23 protein-coding genes are annotated in these 22546 nt (G+C 68.4%); 12 read left to right on the forward strand and 11 right to left on the reverse strand.

From position 1 onward, the window contains the following. Positions 1 to 3: 3 nt before the first annotated feature. The 3 genes from AVAK2825_RS10160 to AVAK2825_RS10170 all read right to left on the reverse strand — a co-directional run bounded on the left by AVAK2825_RS10160 (position 4) and on the right by AVAK2825_RS10170 (position 2923). Positions 4 to 228 (reverse strand): DUF350 domain-containing protein, encoded by a 225-nt coding sequence (locus AVAK2825_RS10160; RefSeq protein ID WP_284397450.1) that lies wholly within the window; start codon positions 226 to 228, stop codon positions 4 to 6. A 64-nt stretch (positions 229 to 292) separates the two neighbouring features. Further along, positions 293 to 1789: a DUF4178 domain-containing protein gene (locus tag AVAK2825_RS10165; protein WP_284397451.1), complete on the reverse strand. Its 1497-nt coding sequence runs from the start codon at positions 1787 to 1789 to the stop codon at positions 293 to 295. 72 nt (positions 1790 to 1861) lie between these two features. Further along, positions 1862 to 2923: an SPFH domain-containing protein gene (locus tag AVAK2825_RS10170; protein ID WP_284397663.1), complete on the reverse strand. Its 1062-nt coding sequence runs from the start codon at positions 2921 to 2923 to the stop codon at positions 1862 to 1864. A 175-nt stretch (positions 2924 to 3098) separates the two neighbouring features. On the opposite strand from AVAK2825_RS10170, the gene AVAK2825_RS10175 reads away from it, so the two are divergent. After that, on the forward strand, positions 3099 to 3350 hold the full coding sequence (locus AVAK2825_RS10175) for a DUF2061 domain-containing protein (RefSeq protein WP_272566451.1): 252 nt from the start codon (positions 3099 to 3101) through the stop codon (positions 3348 to 3350). A 197-nt stretch (positions 3351 to 3547) separates the two neighbouring features. On the opposite strand, the gene AVAK2825_RS10180 is transcribed toward AVAK2825_RS10175, so the two are convergent. After that, positions 3548 to 3853, reverse strand: a complete 306-nt coding sequence (locus AVAK2825_RS10180) for a flagellar basal body rod protein FlgC (RefSeq protein ID WP_272566450.1) — start codon at positions 3851 to 3853, stop codon at positions 3548 to 3550. 487 nt (positions 3854 to 4340) lie between these two features. Between AVAK2825_RS10180 and AVAK2825_RS10185 the strand changes: the two genes are divergently transcribed. Then, positions 4341 to 5579, forward strand: a complete 1239-nt coding sequence (locus tag AVAK2825_RS10185; RefSeq protein WP_284397459.1) for a DUF5666 domain-containing protein — start codon at positions 4341 to 4343, stop codon at positions 5577 to 5579. Between the two features lie 93 nt (positions 5580 to 5672). Here AVAK2825_RS10185 and AVAK2825_RS10190 read toward each other — a convergent pair whose 3' ends face one another. Beyond that, entirely contained in the window at positions 5673 to 6365 is a 693-nt protein-coding gene (locus AVAK2825_RS10190) for a GntR family transcriptional regulator (RefSeq protein ID WP_284397462.1), read from the reverse strand. 81 nt (positions 6366 to 6446) lie between these two features. On the opposite strand from AVAK2825_RS10190, the gene araD reads away from it, so the two are divergent. The 3 genes from araD to AVAK2825_RS10205 all read left to right on the forward strand — a co-directional run bounded on the left by araD (position 6447) and on the right by AVAK2825_RS10205 (position 9984). After that, positions 6447 to 8192 carry an L-arabinonate dehydratase gene (gene araD, locus AVAK2825_RS10195; protein ID WP_284397465.1) on the forward strand — a complete coding sequence of 582 codons (1746 nt, stop codon included), beginning with the start codon at positions 6447 to 6449 and terminating at the stop codon, positions 8190 to 8192. Between the two features lie 17 nt (positions 8193 to 8209). After that, a complete protein-coding gene (locus AVAK2825_RS10200) occupies positions 8210 to 8920 on the forward strand; it encodes a ribonuclease activity regulator RraA (RefSeq protein ID WP_284397471.1) in 711 nt (236 codons plus the stop codon). Between the two features lie 89 nt (positions 8921 to 9009). Continuing rightward, positions 9010 to 9984: a Bug family tripartite tricarboxylate transporter substrate binding protein gene (locus AVAK2825_RS10205; protein WP_284397474.1), complete on the forward strand. Its 975-nt coding sequence runs from the start codon at positions 9010 to 9012 to the stop codon at positions 9982 to 9984. Between the two features lie 106 nt (positions 9985 to 10090). Here AVAK2825_RS10205 and AVAK2825_RS10210 read toward each other — a convergent pair whose 3' ends face one another. Together AVAK2825_RS10210 and AVAK2825_RS10215 are read right to left on the reverse strand one after the other, a co-directional pair. After that, complete coding sequence (locus tag AVAK2825_RS10210; protein WP_284397477.1) at positions 10091 to 10624, reverse strand: HEPN family nuclease; 534 nt, start codon at positions 10622 to 10624, stop codon at positions 10091 to 10093. Between the two features lie 124 nt (positions 10625 to 10748). Continuing rightward, positions 10749 to 11771 carry a LysR family transcriptional regulator gene (locus AVAK2825_RS10215; protein ID WP_502870524.1) on the reverse strand — a complete coding sequence of 341 codons (1023 nt, stop codon included), beginning with the start codon at positions 11769 to 11771 and terminating at the stop codon, positions 10749 to 10751. A gap of 174 nt (positions 11772 to 11945) precedes the next feature. Between AVAK2825_RS10215 and aptA the strand changes: the two genes are divergently transcribed. Continuing rightward, positions 11946 to 13307 (forward strand): omega-aminotransferase AptA, encoded by a 1362-nt coding sequence (gene aptA / locus AVAK2825_RS10220; RefSeq protein WP_284397480.1) that lies wholly within the window; start codon positions 11946 to 11948, stop codon positions 13305 to 13307. 91 nt (positions 13308 to 13398) lie between these two features. Next, positions 13399 to 14925, forward strand: coding sequence for a CoA-acylating methylmalonate-semialdehyde dehydrogenase (locus AVAK2825_RS10225; protein WP_272566443.1), 1527 nt, complete (start codon positions 13399 to 13401; stop codon positions 14923 to 14925). 100 nt (positions 14926 to 15025) lie between these two features. Here the strand turns inward: AVAK2825_RS10225 and AVAK2825_RS10230 are convergent, their stop codons facing one another. The 4 genes from AVAK2825_RS10230 to AVAK2825_RS10245 all read right to left on the reverse strand — a co-directional run bounded on the left by AVAK2825_RS10230 (position 15026) and on the right by AVAK2825_RS10245 (position 17655). After that, positions 15026 to 15493 carry an OmpA family protein gene (locus AVAK2825_RS10230; RefSeq protein ID WP_272566442.1) on the reverse strand — a complete coding sequence of 156 codons (468 nt, stop codon included), beginning with the start codon at positions 15491 to 15493 and terminating at the stop codon, positions 15026 to 15028. A 77-nt stretch (positions 15494 to 15570) separates the two neighbouring features. Beyond that, complete coding sequence (locus AVAK2825_RS10235) at positions 15571 to 16059, reverse strand: hypothetical protein (protein ID WP_284397486.1); 489 nt, start codon at positions 16057 to 16059, stop codon at positions 15571 to 15573. Then, the gene (locus tag AVAK2825_RS10240) at positions 16050 to 16631 is read right to left on the reverse strand and encodes a hypothetical protein (RefSeq protein ID WP_284397489.1); all 582 of its coding nucleotides are present in this window, start codon (positions 16629 to 16631) and stop codon (positions 16050 to 16052) included. The genes AVAK2825_RS10235 and AVAK2825_RS10240 overlap by 10 nt, the downstream gene beginning before the upstream one ends. 214 nt (positions 16632 to 16845) lie before the next feature. Then, on the reverse strand, positions 16846 to 17655 hold the full coding sequence (locus tag AVAK2825_RS10245) for a FadR/GntR family transcriptional regulator (RefSeq protein WP_284397492.1): 810 nt from the start codon (positions 17653 to 17655) through the stop codon (positions 16846 to 16848). A 243-nt stretch (positions 17656 to 17898) separates the two neighbouring features. On the opposite strand from AVAK2825_RS10245, the gene AVAK2825_RS10250 reads away from it, so the two are divergent. From AVAK2825_RS10250 to AVAK2825_RS10270, 5 genes are all read left to right on the forward strand, one after another. Further along, a complete protein-coding gene (locus AVAK2825_RS10250; RefSeq protein ID WP_284397495.1) occupies positions 17899 to 19104 on the forward strand; it encodes an ABC transporter substrate-binding protein in 1206 nt (401 codons plus the stop codon). A 91-nt stretch (positions 19105 to 19195) separates the two neighbouring features. Beyond that, positions 19196 to 20056: a branched-chain amino acid ABC transporter permease gene (locus AVAK2825_RS10255; RefSeq protein WP_284397499.1), complete on the forward strand. Its 861-nt coding sequence runs from the start codon at positions 19196 to 19198 to the stop codon at positions 20054 to 20056. 8 nt (positions 20057 to 20064) lie between these two features. Beyond that, positions 20065 to 21060, forward strand: a complete 996-nt coding sequence (locus AVAK2825_RS10260) for a branched-chain amino acid ABC transporter permease (protein ID WP_284397501.1) — start codon at positions 20065 to 20067, stop codon at positions 21058 to 21060. Continuing rightward, a complete protein-coding gene (locus tag AVAK2825_RS10265; RefSeq protein WP_284397504.1) occupies positions 21057 to 21830 on the forward strand; it encodes an ABC transporter ATP-binding protein in 774 nt (257 codons plus the stop codon). Before AVAK2825_RS10260 ends, AVAK2825_RS10265 begins: the two co-directional genes overlap by 4 nt. Further along, a complete protein-coding gene (locus tag AVAK2825_RS10270; protein ID WP_272550174.1) occupies positions 21827 to 22531 on the forward strand; it encodes an ABC transporter ATP-binding protein in 705 nt (234 codons plus the stop codon). The genes AVAK2825_RS10265 and AVAK2825_RS10270 overlap by 4 nt, the downstream gene beginning before the upstream one ends. Positions 22532 to 22546: the final 15 nt, after the last annotated feature.

Consider the following 22546-nt stretch of genomic DNA (forward strand, 5'->3'; position numbering starts at 1 on the left):
CCCTCACCCCCCGTGCATCGCCGCCGCCACGATGATGCTGATCCCCAGGCACATGGCCGCCACCACCATGGCGAGGGCCTTGTTCTGCTTCTCGACGATCTCGGCCCACAGGTCGTAGGGCGTGATCTTGTCGATGATGATGAAGCTCACCCAGAACACCAGCACGCCGATGAGCGCGAACAGGATGGAGCCGAAAAACGCGGCGGGCCGCAGCCATTCAAGAGCCATGATGATGACCTCCGTCAGATGAAAAGGGGTTGCAACAAGGGAGCGCGGGGGCGTCGCCGTTTCGTCATTTGTGCCCGCCCCCGCTGGAATACCCGCCGAAGGAGCCGCCCGAGCTGCGGTAGCCGCCGCCCGACGATCCCGAGCAGTTGCTCATGAGCAGCAGCAGGATGATGAGCACGATCGCAATGACGATGATGGTCCCGCAGCCCAGGCTGGTGGCGCTGGCCAGGGGCGCGGCGTCCTCGCGCTTGAACATGTCCTGCTGGCCGCCGAGCTTGAAGGCCTGGGCCACGACCGCGCTGTCGATCTTGCTGCCGCTGGACCAGGTGATCTCGCGCGGGGTCTGCTCCATCGACAGCAGGCCGCGGCCGGTGCTGCTGGCGAAGTCGCGGTTGGCGCTTTTCTGGCCGCGCTCCACGGGCCAGTAGAACTCGCCGGCCACGTAGGTGGTCTCGGCGTCGTACTGGCTCGACAGGCGGTAGGTGGTGCCCAGGTAGGTCGCGCTCTGGCCACCGCCGGTCATCTGCGGCGCGCCCGTGGTGGGCCGCACCAGGCTCCAGCCGTCGGTCGCGTCCACCAGGAAGGCGAAGCCGCGCTTTTGGTGGTAGAGCAGGTATTCGTCCCAGCCGAAATGCTCGTCGTCGCCCGGCTCCACGCCCATGCGGTGCTGAAAGCCCACCACCTGCCAGTGCACGCCCTCCAGCTGCCCGGTCTGGCCCAGCGGGATGAGCGGGTTCACCGGCTCGTCCTGCACCGCGTGGCGCAGTTCGGCCCCCAGGCCGCTGGACAGGTCGATGAGGCTGTGGCACGACGGGCAGGTCAGGCTCTTGGTGCTGCCCAGCTTCACGGGCACCGGCGCGCCGCAGTTCGGGCAGTTGAACTGGCGGCCGGTCTCGTCCTTGGCGGACGCGTCTTTCAGGCCCTGCAGCTTCAAATCGTCGAGCTGCACGGCCCGGCCGCGGTCCACCTCCGGGGGCGTGCTGCCGTAGTCGATCGACAGCACCTCGCCGTCCGCGCTGCGCAGCTCCACCATGCTGAACGGGTGGCCCAGCGGCGGCAGCTTGGGCAGCTCGCCCTGCGCGGAGATGAGCAGCGCCTGCACGTTGGCGGCCACGCTGTAGGGCTTGCCGGCCACCGCCGTGGTCATGCCGACGCGGAACTGCTCGGCCGCGGGCAGCTCGCGCCCCGCCGCGGCCGGCCGCGTGAACACGTAGGCGCCGTTGTCCTCGCCCAGCGTGGCGGTGCTGCCGTCTTCGAGGAAGGCGTTCCACTCGGTCCAGGTGCCGGCGTCGCCCTTGTATTGCAGGCGCCCGATCAGCGTGAAGGGCAGGTCCTTCCCGTCCAGCACGATGCGGCCGCTGGCCATGAGCTGCAGGGGGCTGTGGTCGTCGAAGACCTCGGCCATCTTGCCCACGCGCGTGAGCACCTCGCCGCTGCGCACCACCGTGCTCTGGCAGTAAGGGCAGACGGCGTGGGTGGACTGCGCGCTCTTGAATTCGACCGGCGCGCCGCAGCCGGGGCAGGGCGCGCGGTAGGTACGCTGGGTGCCGCTCTCGGCCATGTTTTTTGGAGTGTTTTTGGCCTCCTGCCCTAGTATCGATTGGGCAGGATGCTATTCAATCGATAGCGAAATCTAGACCAGCTTCTTGAGCAGTTCGGCCTTCTTGGCGTCGAACTCCTCCTGCGTGAGGATGCCCTTGGCCTTGAGCTCGCCCAGCTTCTCCAGCGTGGCCATCACGTCCTCGGGCTTGACGCCCCCCACGGGCGCGGCCGCCACCGCGGCGGCGGCCTGCTGGGCCGCGCCGGGGTTCTGGCCCTGCAGGCCCTGCTGCAGGTTCTGCGCCAGCACCTGGCCCAGCGCCACGCCGGCGCCCAGGCCCATGGCGTCGCCGGCAATGCCGCCGCCGCCGTTGCCCGAGCCTTCGGCGAACTTCGGGATCGCCTGCGCCGTCTGGTACTGCATGAACTTGCCCATGTCGTTGCCGACCATGCCCATGCCGATCTTCTGGTCCAGGATCTTCTGCAGCTCTTCGGGCAGCGAGACGTTCTGCACCGTCATGCCTTCCAGCAGCAGGCCGATCTTGGCGAACGCGGGCTGCAGCTCCTTGGCCAGGGCCTCGGCGAACATCACCTGGTTGGCCGCCAGGTCGAGGAACGGCAGGCCGCTGCCCGCGATGGCGTTGCTGATGTTCTGCAACACCAGGCCGCGCAGCTGGCCGTCGATCTCGGAGACGGTGTACTCGGCGCGCGTGCCCGAGATCTCGGTGTGGAACAGCTTGGGGTCGGCCACGCGGAAGGCGTAGTTGCCGAAGGCGCGCAGGCGCACGGCGCCGAAATCCTTGTCGCGGATGGTGATGGGCTGCGGCGTGCCCCACTTCTGGTCCACCTGCTGGCGCGTGCTGAAGAAGTACACGTCGCTCTTGAACGGGGACTCGAAGAGCTTGTCCCAGTTCTTCAGGTAAGTGAGTACCGGCAGCGTCTGCGTGGTGAGCTTGTAGGTGCCGGGGCCGAACACGTCGGCCACCTGGCCTTCGTTCACGAAGACCGCCATCTGCGACTCGCGCACCACGAGCGTGCCGCCGTTCTGGATTTCCATGTCCCGCATCGGGAAGCGCCAGGCCAGCGTGCCGTCGCTGTCCTCGGTCCACTGGATGATGTCGATGAACTGTTTCTTGATGAAGTCCATGAGGGCCATGCGGTGCTCCCGTTCGAGGTGTGCGGAGGGGTTGGAAAGTGCGGCCATCATAGCGGCGCCCCGGGGCTTGGCTATCGCGGCGTTGGACACGATCAATTGGCGCTCGCCAATGCGAATCACTAGCATTCGTGCAGTCGTTCGTTCCCCATCCGAGATCGCCCCACAGGAGTCCGCCATGTCCCGCATCCGCCAAGCCACGCTCCGCAACCTGCCCACCCTCATGAAGACGGGCAGCTACTACCTCATCCACATCTGCGTGGCGGCCCTGGTGGCCTACGCGGTCACCGGCAACCTGATCGCCTCGATCACGCTGAGCCTGCTGGAGCCCACGGTGCAGGCGGTGGCGTTCTTCTTCCACGAAAAGGCCTGGGAGCGGGCGGCCCGCCGCCGCGCGGCAGCGGCCGGCGATGCGCCCCTGGCGGCTTGAGGCACGGCCATGAGTACCACCTCGGATTCACGCGCCCGGCAGACGGGCGGGCCGTTTCATCACTGGCTGATCGAGCGGCTGGCCGGTCTGGCCGGCGCGCTGTGATGGTCTGAGCGAGGAAGGGAAAGGAAAGGGGGCCGCCGGGCTGCCGTCGGCCCAGGGTGGCCCAGCGACGGGTAAGAGGCGTCGTCGGCGGGTCAGGCCCGCGTGTCGAGCAGCGAGCCCATCATGCGGTCTTCGGTGCGCAACACCTGCAGATTGGCCTTGAACGCATAGGTGGCCGAGATCTGGTCGACCGCATCGGCCTCGAGCGAGGCGCCTTCCTGCGCCGCACGGCCCACATTGGTGGTGGCCACGCCGCCTTGCGAGGCCACGGCCTCCTGGTCCACCGTCTGGCGCTTGAACCCGGGCGTGTTCATGTTGGCGACGTTGTTGGCGGAGACATCCATGCGCACCTGGGCGGCGCGCAGGCCGGAGGCGGCGATCGAGGAAACAGAGGCCATGGGAATGCTCCGGTGGAGGGCGAGGAAGTGGCTGGATTATCCGCCGCAGGTGCACGAATGACCAGCCCGGCCGTGCAAACGGCTTGGAACGATCGCAGGCCCCTGCGCTGGCCTCGGCATGGCTGAGGCGTTGGTTTTTTCACCACGGCACGCAAGGCCCGGCGTGGCGCGAAACGCTAAAGCGTACACAAGTGTTTCGAAATGAAATGGTGTTGGCCGCACGGCTGGCTCGGCGTTCGGCTGCGTGCCGCAGCGCATGCCAGGCGCGGTATCGAGACAGGCGCCCCGCCAACGCCCGGTCGGCGTGGTGGCCGAATCCCTTCTAAAACTGAACACGCAAGTACACATATTGAAATCATCGGCGCGACCGGTGATTCCAAGATGCCCTCAGGCGCTGGCGTGGCGTGCGGCATCGGTTCTGGCCGCGCACCCGCCAGCGCCGCCCGGCCTCGCCGTTTCAACATTCCCATCGCCTTCGGAGGTTTCCATGCAGTCCACCTTGCTCCCCGCCGTCCACCCGTCATCCCCCGCGCGCCGCCGCCTGCTGGCCGGTGGCGCGGCTTCCGCCACCCTGGTGCTGTTCGGTTGCGGCGGAGGCGGCGGCGGCGGTGGCGATGTCTCCGGCGTCGGCAGCACGGCCGATGCGTCGTTCTCCAGCGGCCCCATCAGCGGCTTCGGCTCCATCATCGTCAACAACCTGCGTTACGACGACACCGCCGCGCGCATCCTGGACGATGCCGGCCAGGCCGTCACCACCGCCGCCCTGCGGCTGGGCATGGTGGTGGAGGTGAACGGCTCGGGCATCGCGGTGGACGCCAGCGGGCTGCGCCGCTCCGTGGCCTCGACCATCAGCCTGCGCAGCGAGATCGAGGGGCCCATCACCGCCATCGACACCGCCGCCCGCACCTTCGCCGTGCTGGGCCAGAGCGTGCAGTGGGCCGATGCCACGCTCTACAGCGACAACCTGCCCAATGGCGCGGCCAGCCTGGCGGTGGGCCAGGTGGTGCAGGTGTTCGGCCTGCGCAACCCCGACGGGCTGTACAGCGCCACGCTGGTGGTGCGCGACGAGCCCGTGCCCACCCGCTACAAGCTGCGCGGCGTGGTCGCCGCGCTGGACGGCACGGCGCAGACCTTCCGCATCGGCGGCGCGGTGATCGCCTACGGCGCCGTCGCGTCGCAGGCCCCCGGCATCGCCAACGGGCAGTACGCCCGCGTGGAGCTGCAGACGGCGCCCGACGCGTCCGGCCGCTGGGTGGCCTCGGCCCTGCGCACCACCGCCAGCAGCGTGACGCTGCCCAGCGGCAACAACGTGGCGGTCGAACTCAAGGGCTACATCACCGCGTTCACCAGCAACACGGCCTTCAGCGTGAACGGCGTGCCGGTGAACGCCAGCGGCGTGGCCAACCCGCCTGCGGGCCTGGCGCTGGGCCGGCGCGTGGACGTGAAGGGCGTGTTCGTGAGCGGGCAGTTCAACGCGAGCGAGATCGCGCTGGAAGAGGCCGGCAGCCTGGCCAGCCGCAGCTTCGACGTGAAGGGATCGATCCAGCGCGTGATCCCGGCGGCCTCGGTGATCGTGGTGCGCAGCGTGCCGGTCCACTACGCCAGCGCCCGCTTCGAGGGCGGCACCGCGTCCGATCTGGCCGAGAACCGCTCCGTGGAGATCCAGGCGCAGGTGGCCGCCGGCACCTTCGGCCTGGTGGCGCAGACCATCCGGTTCGTCGCTTGAACATTTGCTATAAATTAAATAGCAATATGCCCTAGTACTCATTGGTCTGAAGGCCGATCCGGCTGGCCCGAGGCCAGCGCCGCGCGGCATGCCTCAGTCGGCGTGCACGTAGTCCGGATGGCGCGCGCAGATCTCGTCCACCTGGCTGAGCGTGCCCGACAGGTGCGTGCGCAGCGCCTCCTGGGCGCCAGGCGCGTCCCCCTGCGCGATGGCCTCGGCGATGCGGCGGTGGTCGGCCAGTACCGACGCGGCCTTGCCCGCGCTGGGCAGGTGCAGGTGGCGCAGACGGTCCACATGGCCGGAGTGGCTGCGCACCAGCTCCCACAGGCGCGGCACCTCGGCAGCTTCGTACATCAGGCGGTGGAACGCCAGGTCGGCCTGCGAGAACGCCTCGGGCTCCAGGGGCTCGGCCGCGGCCTGCATCACGCCGATCTGGGCCTGCAGGCGCCGGGCGACGGCCTCGCCGCCCTGCAGCGCCAGCGTGCGCACCACCTCCAGCTCGATGGACCGGCGCAGGTAGTGGGCCTGCCGTGCGGCGGCCACGTCGATGCGGCTCACCACCGTGGCGTGCTGCGGAAAGATGTCCACCAGCCCCTCTTCGCCCAGCCGCATCAGCGCATCGCGCACGGGCGTCTGGCTGATGCCGAAGCGCTCGGCCAGTTCGGCGCGGGCCAGCACGGTGCCGGGGGTGAGGTCCAGCGACACGATGGCCGCGCGCAGCTTTTCGAAGATCTGCGGCGCCGCGTGGCGCGACCGGTCGAGGCGGACTTTGTCTCTCACGTTCATAGGCGGCGGATTGTCGCACTGCACGATTTTGACGTACTAATATATTAGTGCTTTAATGCACCGAAACCTGTGATGGAGCCTATGACGACGACCCGCCGTACCCCCGAGTCCCTGCGCAGCGCACGCTGGTTCGCCCCCGACGACCTGCGCTCCTTCGGCCACCGCTCCCGCATCATGCAAATGGGCTACGCGCCCGAAGACTGGGTGGGCAAGCCCATCATCGCCATCGTCAACACGTGGTCGGACATCAACCCCTGCCACGGCCACTTCAAGCAGCGGGTGGAAGACGTCAAGCGCGGCGTGCTGCAGGCGGGCGGCTTTCCCATCGAACTGCCCGCCATCTCGCTGGCCGAGGCCTTCGTCAAACCCACCACCATGCTCTACCGCAACATGCTCGCCATGGAGACCGAAGAGTTGCTGCGCAGCCACCCGGTCGATGGCGCGGTGCTGATGGGCGGCTGCGACAAGACCGGCCCCGGCCTGCTGATGGGCGCCATCAGCATGGGCCTGCCCTGCGTCTTCGTGCCCGCCGGCCCCATGCTGCGCGGCAACTACAACGGGCAGGTGCTGGGCTCGGGCTCGGACGCGTGGAAGCTCTGGGACGAGCGCCGCGCCGGCCAGATCACGCAGACGCAGTGGCTCGGCGTGGAAGGCGGCATCGCCCGCAGCCACGGCACCTGCATGACCATGGGCACGGCCAGCACCATGACGGCGATTGCCGAGGCCATCGGCATGACGCTGCCGGGCGCCTCGTCCATCCCCGCGCCGGACGCCAACCACGTGCGCATGAGCGCCGAGAGCGGCCGCCGCATCGTCGAGATGGTCTGGCAGGACGAAACCCCGGCGAAGCTGCTGAGCCGCGAATCGTTCCTGAACGGCATCAACGTGGCCATGGCCGTGGGCTGCTCCACCAACGCCATCGTCCACCTGGTGGCCATGTCGCGCCGCGCGGGCGCGCACTGCGCCGTCACGCTGGATGACTTCGACGCCGCCAGCCGCCACGTGCCCGTGATCGCCAACGTGCGGCCCAGCGGCGACACCTACCTGATGGAGGACTTCTACTACGCCGGCGGCCTGCCCGGCCTCATGTCGCGCATGCCGCAGCACCTGCACCTCGGTGCGCGCACCGTCACCGGCCGCACGCTGGGCGAGAACATCGAAGGCGCCGCCGTGTTCAACGACGACGTGATCCGCCCATTGGACAACCCCATCTACGCCGAGGGCGCGCTCGCCGTGCTGCGCGGCAACCTCGCGCCCGACGGCGCCGTCATCAAGCCCAGCGCCTGCGCTCCGCACCTGCAGCAGCACACCGGCCCGGCGCTGGTGTTCGACGACTACCCCAGCATGAAGGCCGCGGTGGAAGACCCCGACCTCGACGTGACGGCCGACCACATCCTGGTGCTGCGCAACGCCGGCCCCCAGGGCGGCCCCGGCATGCCCGAATGGGGCATGCTGCCCATCCCCGCGAAGCTGGTGAAGCAGGGCGTGCGCGACATGCTGCGCCTGTCCGATGCGCGCATGAGCGGCACCAGCTACGGCGCCTGCATCCTGCACGCCGCGCCCGAGGCCTACATCGGCGGCCCGCTGGCGCTCGTGAAAACCGGCGACCTCATCACCGTGGACGTGCCCGCGCGCCGCATCCACATGGAGGTGAGCGACGAAGAACTCGCCCGCCGCCGCGCCGCCTGGACGCCGCCTCCCGCCCGCTACCAGCGCGGCTACGGCTGGATGTTCAGCCGCCACATCCTGCAGGCCGACCAGGGCTGCGACTTCGATTTCCTCGAAACCGGCTTCGGCGCCCCCGTGCCCGAGCCCGACATCTTCTGACCCCCGGAGACATGCCCTTGAACCCCGCCACCCGCGACCGCCTCGCCCACGTCAGCACCGCCACGCTGTGCACCGCCCTCTTCAAGAAGGGGCTGCGCAACCAGTTCCTGCAGAACGTGCACCCCCTGCGCACCGGCCGCGCCAACATGGTGGGCGAGGCCTTCACGCTGCGCTACATCCCGGCGCGCGAAGACCTGAACACCATCGACGTGTTCAAGAACCCCGACCACCCGCAGCGCAAGGCCGTGGAAGACTGCCCGCCCGGCGCCGTGCTGGTCATCGACAGCCGCAAGGACGCGCGCGCCGCATCGGCCGGCTCCATCCTCGCCTCGCGCCTCATGAAGCGCGGCGTGGCCGGGCTGGTCACCGACGGCGGCTTTCGCGACACGCCCGAGATCGCCGCGCTCGACATGCCGGCCTACCACCAGCGCCCCTCGGCGCCCACCAACCTCACGCTGCACCAGGCCATCGACATCAACGGGCCCATCGCCTGCGGCGACGTGGCCGTGTTTCCCGGCGACGTGCTGGTGGGCGATGGCGAGGGGGTCATCGTCATCCCCGCGCACTTGGCCGACGAGATCGCCGCTGAAGCTACCGAGATGACCGCCTTCGAAGACTTCGTGACCGAGAAGGTGCTGGAAGGCCGCTCGATCATCGGCCTGTACCCGCCCACCGACCCCGCCACCCACGGCGACTTCGCCGCCTGGCGCGCCGAGAAAGGCCGCTGACACCCGGCACACACCGCCCGCACCGCTTTTTTCCGCTTTTCCCCCTTCCCCACATCGCAGCACCACAACGACACCCGGAGACAAACCCCATGCGATTCATCCGACACACCGCCCTGCTGGCCGCCCTGGCCCTGGCCCCATTCCTTGCGGGCGCCCAGGAATGGCCCACCGCCAAGCCCATCACCTACGTCGTGCCGTTCACGCCCGGCGGCTCCACCGACATCATCGGCCGCGTGCTCGCCAACAAGCTGGGCGAGGCGCTCAAGCAATCGGTGGTGGTGGACAACAAGCCCGGCCAGGCCGGCGGCATCGGCGCCTCGTTCGCGGCCAAGGCCCCGCCGGACGGCTACACCCTCTTCGGCGGCACCATCAGCACGCACGCCATCAACGCCAGCCTGTACAAGAACCTGTCGTACAACCCGGTCAAGGACTTCGAGCCCGTGGCCCTGGTGGCCACGCTGCCCAACGTGCTCATCGTCAACCCCGCGCTGGGCGTGAACTCGGTCAAGGAACTGATCGAGCTGCTCAAGAAAGATCCGTCCAAACGCATGTTCGCGTCGTCGGGCGCGGGCACCTCCACCCACCTGGCGGGCGAGATGTTCGGCGACCTGATCGGCGTGAAGCTCACCCACGTGCCGTACAAGGGCACGCCGCCCGCCCTCACCGACGTGGCCGCCGGCCAGGTGTCGTTCATGTTCGACCAGATGACCGCCGCCCTGCCCCTGGCCAAGGCCGGCCGCGTGAAGCTGCTGGCCGTGACCACCGGCCAGCGCATCGCCCTCGCGCCCGAGCTGCCCACCATGATCGAATCGGGCGTGGCCGGCTTCGAGATGTCGTCCTGGCAGGCCGTGTACGCCCCCAAGGGCACGCCCAAGGCCGTGGTCCAGCGGCTGAACGCCGAGATCGTCAAGGCCCTCAAGCAGCCCGACGTGGTGGACAAGCTGCACACGCAGCTGGGCATGGACATCGTGGGCAGCACGCCGGAAGCGCTGGCGGCGCACATGGCCAAGGAGATTCCGCGCTGGGCGGAACTGGTGAAGAAGTCGGGGGCTTCGGCAGATTGAGTTTTTCTGGTGCCCGCTTTGCAACAGCATGGCCTGTCCCATGACGGCCACGCGTGGCTTCATGCCGCTTTCGCGGTGGGCTGGGGCCGGAGCCCAGTCTGCAATGTCAGGCGTTGTTGTCCGAAGCCTGCCGGTTCTGGATGTCGCGAACCCGCTTGAGCACGATCTGCTGCAGTGCCGACATGAGCCAGTTCAGGCCCTGGATACCAATTTCCGCGCTGAACGCCTCGCTGGTTTTGGTGTTCTCGTCATGAAAACGCGCGCCATCGCCCATCCACTCCGTGCGGGCGTGTGAAACCGCATTCCGGATGTGCCGGGTGAATGCGATTTTCCCTTCCTGCTCCTTTTTATAAGTGGTCTGTACATTGCAGGCGAATCGACCAAGCTGCCGATCGATCGCCTCAAAGTCCGATGCGTATTGATCGAATATGGTTTCCCGGGGCAGCACGAGGGCGACATACAAGCTCGGCATCAGCAAAGCAATGGGGCCTTCGCCGGACTGCAGCCTGGATTTGACGAACGCATCGCGAAAAGGCATGGCGTCGAACGCCGGGGATTCGAAGTGCCGCTGGTTGAGTGTTTCGGCCCACCAAGTGAGTGCGTAGTAACTGGCGATGAGCAGTTCGTCCTGTTTTTCCATCTTTTCGCTCCTCCCGGGTGCGTTTTGTTTTGGTTAACGGTGTGGCCGTCCTCAGGTAAAAGGCCGCCTCCTTGAACGAGGGCATTGTGGTGCATTGAGCAGGGGAGTAAAAAAACGCTTGGCTTCAATCCCCATGGTCCGCGGAGCCTTGTGGGCCAGCACTCCCGCCGCAAGCATGCGCCCCCACCAAACACCGCTGAAACGCTTGCGCCGCCCTCGGCGGCTCGGGCGACCTTCGCAGCAGGCTCACGAACTGGCAGTCATAACGCAGCGCCTCGGGCCGCACGGCCTGCAGGCGGCCGCTGCGCTCGAAGGCTTCGGCGTAGTGGTCGGGCAGGAAGCCCAGGTAGCGGCCCGAGAGCACCAGCGTGGCGATGGATTCCTGGTCGAAGCCTGTGGCGGAGCGGGTGAGGCGGGCCTGGTGGCTCAGCTCCATGTTGGGCGAGTGGTAGCCCAGGCCGGCGAACGGGTGGGTGCGCACGGCGTCCCAGTCGAGCGCCGAGTGGTCCGCCCCGAACAGCGGGTGGCCCGCGCCGCAGTACAGCAGCATGGTCTCGCCGAACAGGTCGGTGTACAGCAGGCTCTGCGAGGCGCGGTGCGCGGGGATGATGCCTACCTGGTAGGTGCCGTCGATCACGCCGCGCTCGATGGCGTTGATCGAGCCCACGTGCATCTGCAGGTGTACGTCCGGCGCCTGGGCGGTGAAGGCGGCGATGGCCTCGCCGATGCGCGCGGCCGGGTTGCTGGCGGTCTTGTCGAAGACGGCGACGGCCAGTTGGCCGCCCATGCGCGAGTGGATGCCGTCCACGCTGTCGCGAAAGCCCTGCACGGCGGCCAATAGGCGCAGGGTTTCGTCGTACACGCGCTGGCCTTCCGGGGTGAGCGCGAAGCCCGCCCGGCCGCGCCGGCACAGGGTCAGCCCCAGGCGGGTTTCGAGGTCCTTCACGTGGCGGCTGACGGTGCTGGTGCCGATGTTCAGTTCCAGTTCGGCCGCGGCCATGCCGCCGCAATCGACCACGCTCTTGAAGACTTGCAGCAAGCGCAGGTCCATGTCGCTCAGCTGGCCGAGCACCGCGCGTTCGCGCGCGGCCGGGGACGCCGGGGACGGCAGCGTGGGCGAAGCGGGGGGCGTGGTGTCGTCGGGCATGGCGAGCGGGGTGGGCTTTACTTGCATGAATCGTCAAGTAAACATTGATATTTGTCCATTGGAGGGATTATCGACCGCCGGAACAATGGGGTCACCCGCCCGCTGGCAGGGCCACCCGCGGCCTGTGCGGCAGCGCCTTGCGCCCCTTTTGTTTTCTTTGTGATTGGACCGACCATGAGCTTCTCCGTCCTCGACTCCGCTCCCGAAGCCTCCGCGCCGCGCATGGACGCGGCCTGGCTGGATGCGCACTGGATGCCCTTCACCGCCAACCGGCAGTTCAAGGCCGCGCCGCGCATGATCGTCTCGGGCCAGGGCGCCTACTACACCGATTCCGAAGGCCGCAAGATCTTCGACGGCCTCTCGGGCCTGTGGTGCGCGGGGCTGGGCCATGGCCGCAAGGACGTCGCCGAGGCGATCGGCAAGGCGGCGGCCACGCTCGACTATTCGCCGGCCTTCCAGTTCGGCCATCCCGCGTCGTTCGCGCTGGCCAACAAGATCAAGGAGCTCACGCCCGCGGGGCTGGACTACGTGTTCTTCACCGGCTCGGGCTCGGAGTCGGCCGACACCTCGCTCAAGATGGCGCGTGCCTACTGGCGTGCCAAGGGCCAGGCCGGTAAGACGCGCCTGATCGGCCGCGAGAAGGGCTACCACGGGGTGAACTTCGGCGGCATCTCGGTGGGCGGCATGGTGGGCAACCGCAAGACCTTCGGCCAGGGCGTGGAGGCGGACCACCTGCCGCACACGCAGCCGGCGATGGGCTCGTTCGTCCGTGGCATGGCCGAAGAAGGCGGCCGGGCGCTGGCCGACAAGCTGCTGGACGTGATCGCGCTGCACGACGCCTCCAACATCGCGGCGGTGATCGTGGAGCCGTTCTCGGGCTCGGCCGGCGTGGTGATTCCGCCCAAGGGCTATCTGGAGCGCATCCGCGAGATCTGCACGCAGAACAACATCCTGCTGATCTTCGACGAGGTCATCACGGGCTTCGGCCGCTGCGGCGCGTGGACGGGGGCGGAGGCCTTCGGCGTGACGCCCGATATCCTCAACTTCGCCAAGCAGGTGACCAACGGCGCGCAGCCGCTGGGCGGCGTGGTGGCCTCCAAGGAGATCTACGACACCTTCATGGCGCAGGGCGGGCCCGAGTACATGCTCGAATTCCCGCATGGCTATACCTACTCGGCCCACCCCGTGGCCTGCGCCGCCGGCCTGGCGGTGCTCGACATCCTGCAAAAGGAAGACATGCCCGGCCGCGCCAAGGCGCTGGCGCCGTACTTCGAGCAGGCGGTGCACAGCTTGAAAGGCGCGCAGCATGTGCTGGACATCCGCAACTACGGTCTGGCCGCGGGTTTCACCATCGCGCCGCTGCCGGGCGAGCCGGCCCGCCGGCCCTACGAGATCGCCATGAACTGCTGGAAGAAGGGCTTTTACGTGCGCTACGGCGGCGACACGATCCAGTTGGCGCCGCCGTTCATCAGCGAACGTGCCGAGATCGACCGGCTGGTGAGCGCCCTGGGCGATGCGCTGGCCGAGACGGCTTGAGCCTCGCTGCCAGCGTTTGCTATTCATTTTGTAGCTGTATGCCCTAGTGGAATATGCACTGGGGGCACTTTTTACCCTGAACTCCATTCCCATGCACCAAGACCAGAACGTCACCGCCACCATCGGCCACCTGATCGACGGCCAGATCGTGGCCGACACCGTCCGCACGCAGCCCGTGTTCAATCCGGCCACGGGCCAGTCGTCCACCAGCGTGGCGCTGGCCTCGCAGGCGACGGTGGAGCAGGCCATCGCTTCGGCCGAGGCAGCCTTTCCGGCCTGGCGCAACACGCCGCCGCTCAAGCGCGCCCGCGTGATGTCCAGGCTCAAGGTGCTGCTGGAAGAGCACGCCGATGAAATCGCCGCCCTCATCACCGCCGAGCACGGCAAGGTGCTGAGCGACGCGCACGGCGAGCTGCAGCGCGGCATCGAGAACGTGGAGTACGCCAGCTACGCGCCCGAGCTGCTCAAGGGCGAGCACAGCCGCAACGTGGGCCCGAACATCGACTCGTGGAGCGAGTTCCAGGCGCTGGGCGTCACCGCCGGCATCACGCCGTTCAACTTTCCGGCCATGGTGCCGCTGTGGATGTGGCCCATGGCCATCGCCTGCGGCAACACCTTCGTGCTGAAACCGTCCGAGCGCGACCCGAGCAGCACGCTGTTCATCGCCCAGCTGGCGCTGCAAGCCGGCCTGCCGCCCGGCGTGCTGAACGTGGTCAACGGCGACAAGACGGCGGTGGACACGCTGCTGCGCGACCCGCGCGTGAAGGCGGTGAGCTTCGTGGGCTCCACGCCGATCGCCGAGTACATCTATTCGGAAGGCTGCAAGCACGGCAAACGCGTGCAGGCCCTGGGCGGCGCCAAGAACCATGCGGTGCTCATGCCCGATGCCGACGTGGACAACGCCGTGAGCGCCCTGATGGGCGCGGCGTATGGCTCGTGCGGCGAGCGCTGCATGGCGATCCCGCTGCTGGTGGCGGTGGGCGATGCCGTGGGTGACGCGGTGATCGCCGGCCTGAAGACCGAGATCGCCAAGATGAAGGTCGGCCCCGGCACCCAGACCGACAACGGCGGCAACGACATGGGCCCGCTCGTTACCCAGGCGCACTTCGAGAAGGTGAAGGCCTATGTGGACAGCGGCGTGGCTGAAGGCGCGACGCTGGTGGTCGATGGCCGCGGCATGCAGGTGGCCGGCCATGAGGCGGGCTACTTCCTGGGCGCCTGCCTGTTCGACCATGTGAAGCCCGGCATGAAGATCTACCAGGAAGAGATCTTCGGCCCCGTGCTGGGCGTGGTGCGCGTGAAGACGCTGCAGGAAGCCATGCAGCTCATCAACGACCACGAGTACGGCAACGGCACCTGCATCTTCACGCGCGACGGCGAGGCGGCCCGCTATTTCACCGACCACATCCAGGTCGGCATGGTGGGCGTGAACGTGCCGCTGCCGGTGCCCGTGGCCTACCACTCGTTCGGCGGCTGGAAGCGCAGCCTGTTCGGCGACCTGCATGCCTACGGTCCCGACGCCGTGCGCTTCTACACCAAGCGCAAGACCATCACGCAGCGCTGGCCCTCGGCCGGCGTGCGCGAAGGCGCGGTGTTCGCCTTCCCGAGCAGCCGCTGAGCCCCACAAAGCACAGCGGCCCGGGGCGCGCAAGGCGCCCGGGCCGCCGGGTGGCCTGCCCGGGCGATGGCCCCGGGGCAGGCGACGGATGCGCGCGCGATCAGCGCGGCAGCACGGTCACCGCGTTGCGGGCCTGGTCGGTGCTGAACATCACGCGCAGGTTCTTCGCCGGCACGCCGCGCGACACCAGTTCCTTGCGCACGGCCAGGGCACGGGCCAGGGCGACCTCGCGGGCGTTCTTGGCGGTCTTGCGGTCGGCGTAGCCCTTGATCTCCCAGCGCTGGTTGCCGGCCTTGTCGGCGGTCAGGATGTCGAGCAGCGCAGGCGTGTCGGCCGGCAGTTCGGTCTCCAGGCCCGAGAACTCGGCCACGGTGCCGTCTTCGGGAATGCGCAGCGGCTCGGGTTCGGGGGCTGGCGGGGGCGCGACGGGCGCCGGGGCGGGCGCTGCGGCCGCCTGGGCCGATGCGTCCGCAGCCGCCGTGCTGGCTTCGGTGTTGGACGTGTTGGCGCAGCCGCCCAGGAGCGCGGCGCTGAAAAGAAGACCCAGAAGTTTGCTGTGAGAGGCCATGGAGATCACCTGTTGCTGTGAATGAAAAAAACGGATCGGGAGGGAAGGGCCGTGCGGGGCGGCGGGCGGCGAAGGGCTTACTGCACCAGCTGCCAGAACGTCACGCTGGCGAACTTGGCGTCGCTCGCCCAGGGGTCCCAGATGGTCTTGTCGCCCTTGCTGCGGGCGCCTTCCCAGTTGCCCAGCGAGGTGGACATCGCGGGCGGGTAGCTGCCGCGGGTGCGCAGCGTTTCGGTCTTGCCGCCGCGGGTGTAGGCATAGCCGCCGGCGGCCTTGTCGGGGCCCGGGTAGACCACGATGACGTGGCCGTGGCCCGACTCCTTCTTGCCCCCGACGATGACCGCGCCGCCGCGTGCGAGATCGCCCACCTGCGAAGCGGGCACGGAGCGCCAGTGGCGCTGCCCCTGCAGGTGGTCCATCAGCGCGTTGGCGCTCATGTAGGGCTGGTCGGGCAGGTACTGCTTGATCACGTGCCAGACGGCGTGGCTGCACGAATTGGGATGCAGGTCGGCGGCCTGGTCGCAGGCCTGCTTCAGCTTGGCGACCGCGGTGGCGTCTACGGGCATGGGGTCTTGTCCTGGTCCGGGGGCGTCGGGGGGTTGGCGGAAGCAGGCCCGGAGGCTGCCGGCCGGTACAGGCGGTTCTTGGCATCCCACCGCAGGGTGGGCAGGTGGTAGTCGCCGCCCACGGCGGGCGAGCGCACCTGGAGCTGGATCTCGTGCGGCACGCCGTCTCGCCAGCGGCCGGGGACCACGTCCAGTTCCTCGGGCGGGTCCGCGGGAAAGAGGTGGGTCAATTTGCCGACGCAGCGGCCGGTGTCGTCCATCAGCAGGGGCAGCGGAAAGCGCTCCCACGGCGCATCGGGCGGCAGGCCGCGGTAGTGGGCGTCGGTGAACACGGCCAGCAGGCGCACCTTGGCGGCCTTGGCCGGCGCATTCCCGGCGGCGCCGCCCTGCACCAGCGGGCAGGCGCGCACCGCGTCGCGGTAGGGCTCCCAGGCCGCCGGCAGCGACAGGTCCGCGTCGGGGGGCTGGCACTGGGCGGGATCGAGCGCCATGGGGGGTTTCGCCCCGGCGTGGACCGCGGCGGACAGCATGGCGGCCGCCAGCCAGCCGGCCCACGGAAGAACTGCGTTCATGGGTGCATCAAAGAATGGAAATGGAATGTATCGGGTGCCCGAGCCGGCCGCGCCCTCCCGGTCGCGCTTTCCCGGCCATTGGGGGCCCGCAGGCGCGAAGTGTCGCCGCGGAAGCCGCGAAATCGATGTCAAAGGTTCACGAAGATACCAATTGATTCAAAAATAACACGCCCCAACACCAACTTTTGGGGATTTGGGGAGTCCGGCGTCTCGGTCAACGGCTGCGGACGTGGGCCGAGCGGGGGCTGCGCAGCGTGTCGGCGTCCAGGATCAGGCGCCCCTGGATGCGGCCTTTCATGCGCTTGACGCTGCTGGCCGCATCCAGCATGTGCCGGGCCATGAGTTCGCGCACTTTCTCTGCGTCCCGGGCGCGCGCCGCCTGCACGATCTCGCGATGGAAGTTGGCGTTGGCCTCGCCGAAGCGCCGGTGCTCGGACTTCGGGGTGCGGTTGCCGTACACGATGAGCTGGCGCAGCATCTCGTTGATCAGCTCGCAGGTGAAGCGCAGGAACGGATTGGGGTTGGCCGCGGCCAGGATGTCGTGGAAGTTGACGTCCTCGCGGCGCTGGCTCAGCAGGTCCTCGCTGCTGGAGTTGGGGTCGCAGCAGGCGATGCTGTGCTCCAGCGCCTCGAAATCGGCCTCGGTCAGGTGCGGCACGGCGCCGGCGGCCAGCTCGGGCTCCAGGAACTGGCGCACGGCGTAGATGTTGTCGATCGTCACGTCCTGGAAGAACAGGTAGTTCTGCAGGAACTGCAGCGTGCGGTCCAGCGACACCTCGGCGATGGTGCCGCCGCCCGAGGGGCCGGTGGAGATGGTCACCAGGCCCTGCACCTCCAGCGACTTGAGCGCCTCGCGGATGGTGCCCTTGCTCACTTCGAACTGCGCCTGCAACTCGCTCTCGCGCGGCAGGCGGTCGCCCGGGCTCAGGTTCTTTTCGGTGATGAGCCGCTTGATCTCCTGCGCCACCAGGTCGGGGCGCTTCAGGGGCTTGATCGGCTTGCCGGCGGGCGGTTTCGTGGCCATGGGTGCGTTGCTGGGTTGAAGACGGGGCAAGGCGCAGCGCGGTGCCTGGCACCCGGCTGTCGCTTCCGTGGTGCAGTGTATGCACCAGGGCCGTGCAGCGGCGGTTCGGGCAGGGTTTACGTGCACGCGATTTGTTCTATTTATAACTATAAATAGGAAAAACACGTGGCACGCCGCGTGCTTTGCAAAAAGCCGTGCCCTGGCCTGCAGGCCGGCCGACCCAACCCCCACAGGAGCCCCTTCATGCACCGTCGTCAACTCTTGCAACTCTCCGCACTGGGCGCGCTGCCCGCATCGCTGGGCCTGGCGCACAGCGCCTGGGCGCAGTCCGCCGGCGCCATCCAGTTCGGCTGCCCGGTGCCCATGTCGGGCGCCTTCGCCGCCAACGGAAAGTTCGCCGACCTGGGCATGAAGCTGGCCATCGAGCAGTACGGCTCGGCCCTCAAGCGCCCCCTGGCCTACACGGTGTTGGACACCGAGGGCAAGCCCGCCACGGCCGTGCGCAAGGTGCAGGAGTCGTCGCAGCAGCAGGGCACGCGCTTTTTCGCGGGCGGCATCCTGTCGTCCGAATCGCTGGCCATGGGCAAGGAGGCCGAGAAGGCGGGCGGCATCTTCATCACCACGGCCGGGGCCGACGAGATCACCGGCAAGGACTGCAACAGCGCCACGTTCCGCTGGTCGGTGCCGACCTTCGGGGCCATCGAGCAGACGGTGCGCCCGCTGGCCGACGCGCTGCCCAAGGCCAAGCGCTGGTACACCATCACGCCGCAGTACGTGTTCGGCGACGGCCTGCTGTCGGCCGCCAAGAACGTCTTCAAGGAAAAGGGCCTGGAGCACGTGGGCAACAGCTACCACTCGCTGGCCGAGAAGGAGTTCAGCGGCTACCTGACCAACGCCATGGCTGCCAAGCCCGACGTGCTGCTGCTGCTGAACTTCGGCTCGCAGTCGTCGGATGCGCTGCGCCAGGCGGTGAGCTTCGGCATGCACAAGAACATGACCATCCTGATCGCCTGGGCCTCGGGGCTGGAGCAGTTCGAGTCGCTGGGCGCGGACCTGTGCGACGGCGTGTATTTCGGCGCGCAGTACTGGCACACCGCCGACGCCCCGCTGAACCTGGAGCTGGTCAAGCGCAGCAACGACAAGTTCAAGTCCAACCCCAACTACAGCCTGGCGGGCTCGTACATCTGCACCAAGCTGCTGATCGACGGCATCCTCAAGGCCGGCACGGTGGACCAGAAGGCGGTGATCGCTGCGCTGGAGGGCATGAAGTACGCGGGCCTCACGGGCGAGGAAGAGATCCGCAAGGGCGACCACCAGGTGCTCAAGAACTACTACCTGCTCAAGGGCAAGCCCAAGGCCAGGATGGCCAACAAGGACGACTACGTGGACGTGGTGAGTTCGGGCAAGTCGTTCCTGCCGCTGGACCAGACCGGCTGCAAGCTGGGCTGACCGCTCGCTCCCGCCTTCCTGCGCCCCGCGCCTTGGCCCTTCACCGTCCGCCCCGCAGCCGCGGGGCCAAAGCCTTGACTGCCCCACTTCCATGAGCATCTACCTGCTACAGGTCATCAACGGGATCGGCATCGGCATGCTGTATTTCCTGCTGGCCGTCGGCCTGTCCATCGTGTTCGGCCTGCTGCGCTTCGTGAACTTCGCGCACGGCGCGTTCTACCTGCTGGGCGCGTATTTCTGCTACCAGATGACGCGCTGGGGGCTGAGCTTCTGGCTCGCGCTGGCCGTGGTGCCGCTCGTGGTGGGCGCGCTCGGCTGGCTGACCGAAAAGCTCGTGCTTCGCCACGTCTACGCCAAGCCGCACGAGTTCCACATCCTGGTCACCGTGGGCCTGGCGCTGGCGATCCAGGAGCTGGTCATCCTGCAGTGGGGGCCGCTGGGCGACAGCGTGGCGGTGCCCGACCTGCTGCAGGGCGTGGTGATGTGGGGCAGCTTCGTGTATCCCAAGTACCGCCTGTTCGTGATCGGCTTCACCGCCGTGCTGGCCGTGGGCCTGTGGTGGGTGCTCGAAGGCACGCGCCTGGGTAGCGCGGTGCGCGCGGGCAGCGAATCGACCGAGATGGTGTCGCTGCTGGGCATCAACGTGTTCCGCATCTTCAGCCTGGTGTTCGCGCTGGGTGCGGCCACCGCCGCCATCGCGGGCGTGCTGGCCGCGCCGATCCGCGGCGCCGAGCCCTTCATGGGCATCGAGGCGCTGGGCGTGGCCTTCGTGGTCGTGGTGGTGGGCGGCATGGGCAGCTTCGGCGGCGCGCTGGTCGGCGGCCTGCTGATCGGCATCGTGCAGAGCGTGATGAGCACGGTGTGGCCCGAAGGCGCGCGCCTGATGATCTACATCGCCATGGCCGCCGTGCTGCTGCTGCGCCCGCATGGCCTGCTGGGCCGCAAAGGATGAACACCGCCATGACGATCTTGCGCAAACACTTCCACCTGCTGCTGGCCCTGGCCTTCGTGCTGGCGATGCCGCTCACCATGCAGTCGGGCTCGCTCGCCAGCGAGGTGCTGATCTACGGCCTGGCGGCCATGGGCTGCAACCTGCTGCTGGGCCACACGGGGCTGCTGTCCTTCGGGCAGGGCATCTTCTTCGGGCTGGGCAGCTACACCATCGCCCTCACGCTCACGCGGTGGCCGCTGCCCATGCCGCTCGCGCTGGCGCTCGCCGTGGCGGCGGGCGCGCTGGGCGCGGCCCTGGTGGGCTGGGTGGCCATCCGCCAGCGCGGCACCTACTTCGTGATGCTGACGCTCGCGTTCGCGCAGATGTTCTATTTCCTGGCCTATTCCCTCCCCAGTCTCACGGGCGGGGACAACGGCCTGATGGACATTCCGCGCCCCTCGCTGGCCGTGGGCGGGTTCACGCTGTGGCCGCTGCAGTCGCCCTGGCAGTACTATGGCTTCGTGGCGGTGGTGTTCCTGCTGGCCTTCTGGCTGCTGCAGAAGGTGTCGGCGTCGATCTTCGGGCGCACCTTGCTGGCCGTGCGCGACAACGAGGAGCGCGCGGGCGCCATCGGCTACAACCTGCGGCTGCTCAAGCTGCAGGCGTTCGTGATTTCGGGCGCAGTGACGGGCCTGGCCGGCGCGCTGCACGCCATGATGACCGGCATCGCCCCGCTGGCGAGTGCCGAATACCACACGAGCGAGATGATCCTGGTGATGACGGTGATCGGCGGCACCGGCAACCTGCTGGCCTCGCTGCTGGGCTCGGCCTTCTACCTCATCGTGGGCGACTGGCTCTCCACCTTGTGGCCGCGCTGGCTGCTGCTGCTGGGCGTGGTGCTGATGGCGGTGAGCCTGGGCATGCAGCGCGGCCTGTGGGGCCTGCTGGAATCCGCATGGGGGCGCCTGCGCGGCCTTCAGGGCGGCGCGAACGCCACCACCGCCGGCACGGGAGACAAAGCATGACCGCCGCACCCATCCTGCTGGAAGCCATCGGCGTGGAAAAGCGCTACGACAAGTTCGCCGCGCTCTCGGGCGTGGACCTGAAGGTGCGCGCGAACACCGTGCATTCGGTGATCGGCCCCAACGGCGCGGGCAAGACCACGCTGTTCCACATGCTCACCGGCACCAAGGGCGTGAGCGGTGGTCGCATCGTGTTCGACGGCCACGACGTGACGCGCGAGCCCGACCACCGGCGCGTGCAGCGCGGCATGGCCCGCTCGTTCCAGGTCACCAGCCTGTTCCTCACCCTGCCTGTGCGCGAGAACCTGCGCCTGGCCGCGCAGGGCACCGCGCCCGCGCAGGCCATGAACTGCTGGAGCGCACCCGTGGGCGTTCGCTCCCGCGCCGACGTGGCGGCCAGTGTGCTGGCGCGCCTGGGCCTGGAGCGCCATGCGGACACGCCGGTCGGCAACCTCTCGCACGGGCAGCAGCGGCGGCTGGAGGTGGGCATGGCGCTGGCGGCGGGGCCGAAGGCCATCTTCCTGGACGAGCCCACCTCGGGCATGGGCATCGACGACCTGGACGACATGAAGCGGCTGATCCAGGGCCTCAAGGACGAGCACACCGTGGTGCTCATCGAGCACAACATGAACATCGTGATGGACATCTCCGACACCGTCACCGTGATGCAGCAGGGCCGCGTGCTGGCCGAGGGGCACCCGCACGCCATCCGCAGCGACGAGCGGGTGCGCAGCGCCTATCTGGGCAACATGATCACCGGGGGCAAGGCATGACGATCCTGCAGATCGAAGGGCTGCACGCCCACTACGGCAAGAGCCATGTGCTGCAGGGCGTGGACCTGCACGTGAACGATGGCGAACTGGTCACGCTGCTCGGGCGCAACGGCGCGGGCAAGACCACCACGCTCAAGGCCATCTGCGGCGTGGTGCCGCCCAGCCAGGGGCGCGTGCGCTTCATGGGCGACGACGTGCAGGGCCTGCCCGCGCACCGCATCGCCCAGCGCGGCGTGTGCCTGGTGCCGGAGCACCGGGGCATCTTCCGGCTGCTGACGGTGGAAGAAAACCTGCTGCTGGGCCTGCGCAAGCAGTCGCCCTGGCAACTGGCCGACATCTACCGCATCTTTCCGCGCCTCAAGGAGCGGCGCCGTAACGGCGGCGGGCAGCTGTCGGGCGGCGAGCAGCAGATGCTGGCCATCGGCCGCGCCCTGATGAACGCGCCGCGCCTGCTCATGCTCGACGAGCCCGTCGAGGGCCTGGCCCCCGTGATCGTCGAGGAGATCGTGGCGCAGCTCCAAGCCATCAAGGCCGCGGGCGTGGCCATCCTGCTGGTGGAGCAGAACCTGGAGGTCTGCACCCAACTGGCCGACCGCCACTACATCATCGAACAGGGCGCCATCGTGCACGAGGCCGGCAACGCCGCGTTCCTGGCCGACGAGGCCACCAAGGACCGCTACCTGGGCGTGGGCCTGGCCTGAGCCTGCCTGTTCGAA

This window comes from Acidovorax sp. SUPP2825 (assembly GCF_030158995.1).
Lineage (GTDB): Bacteria > Pseudomonadota > Gammaproteobacteria > Burkholderiales > Burkholderiaceae_C > Paracidovorax.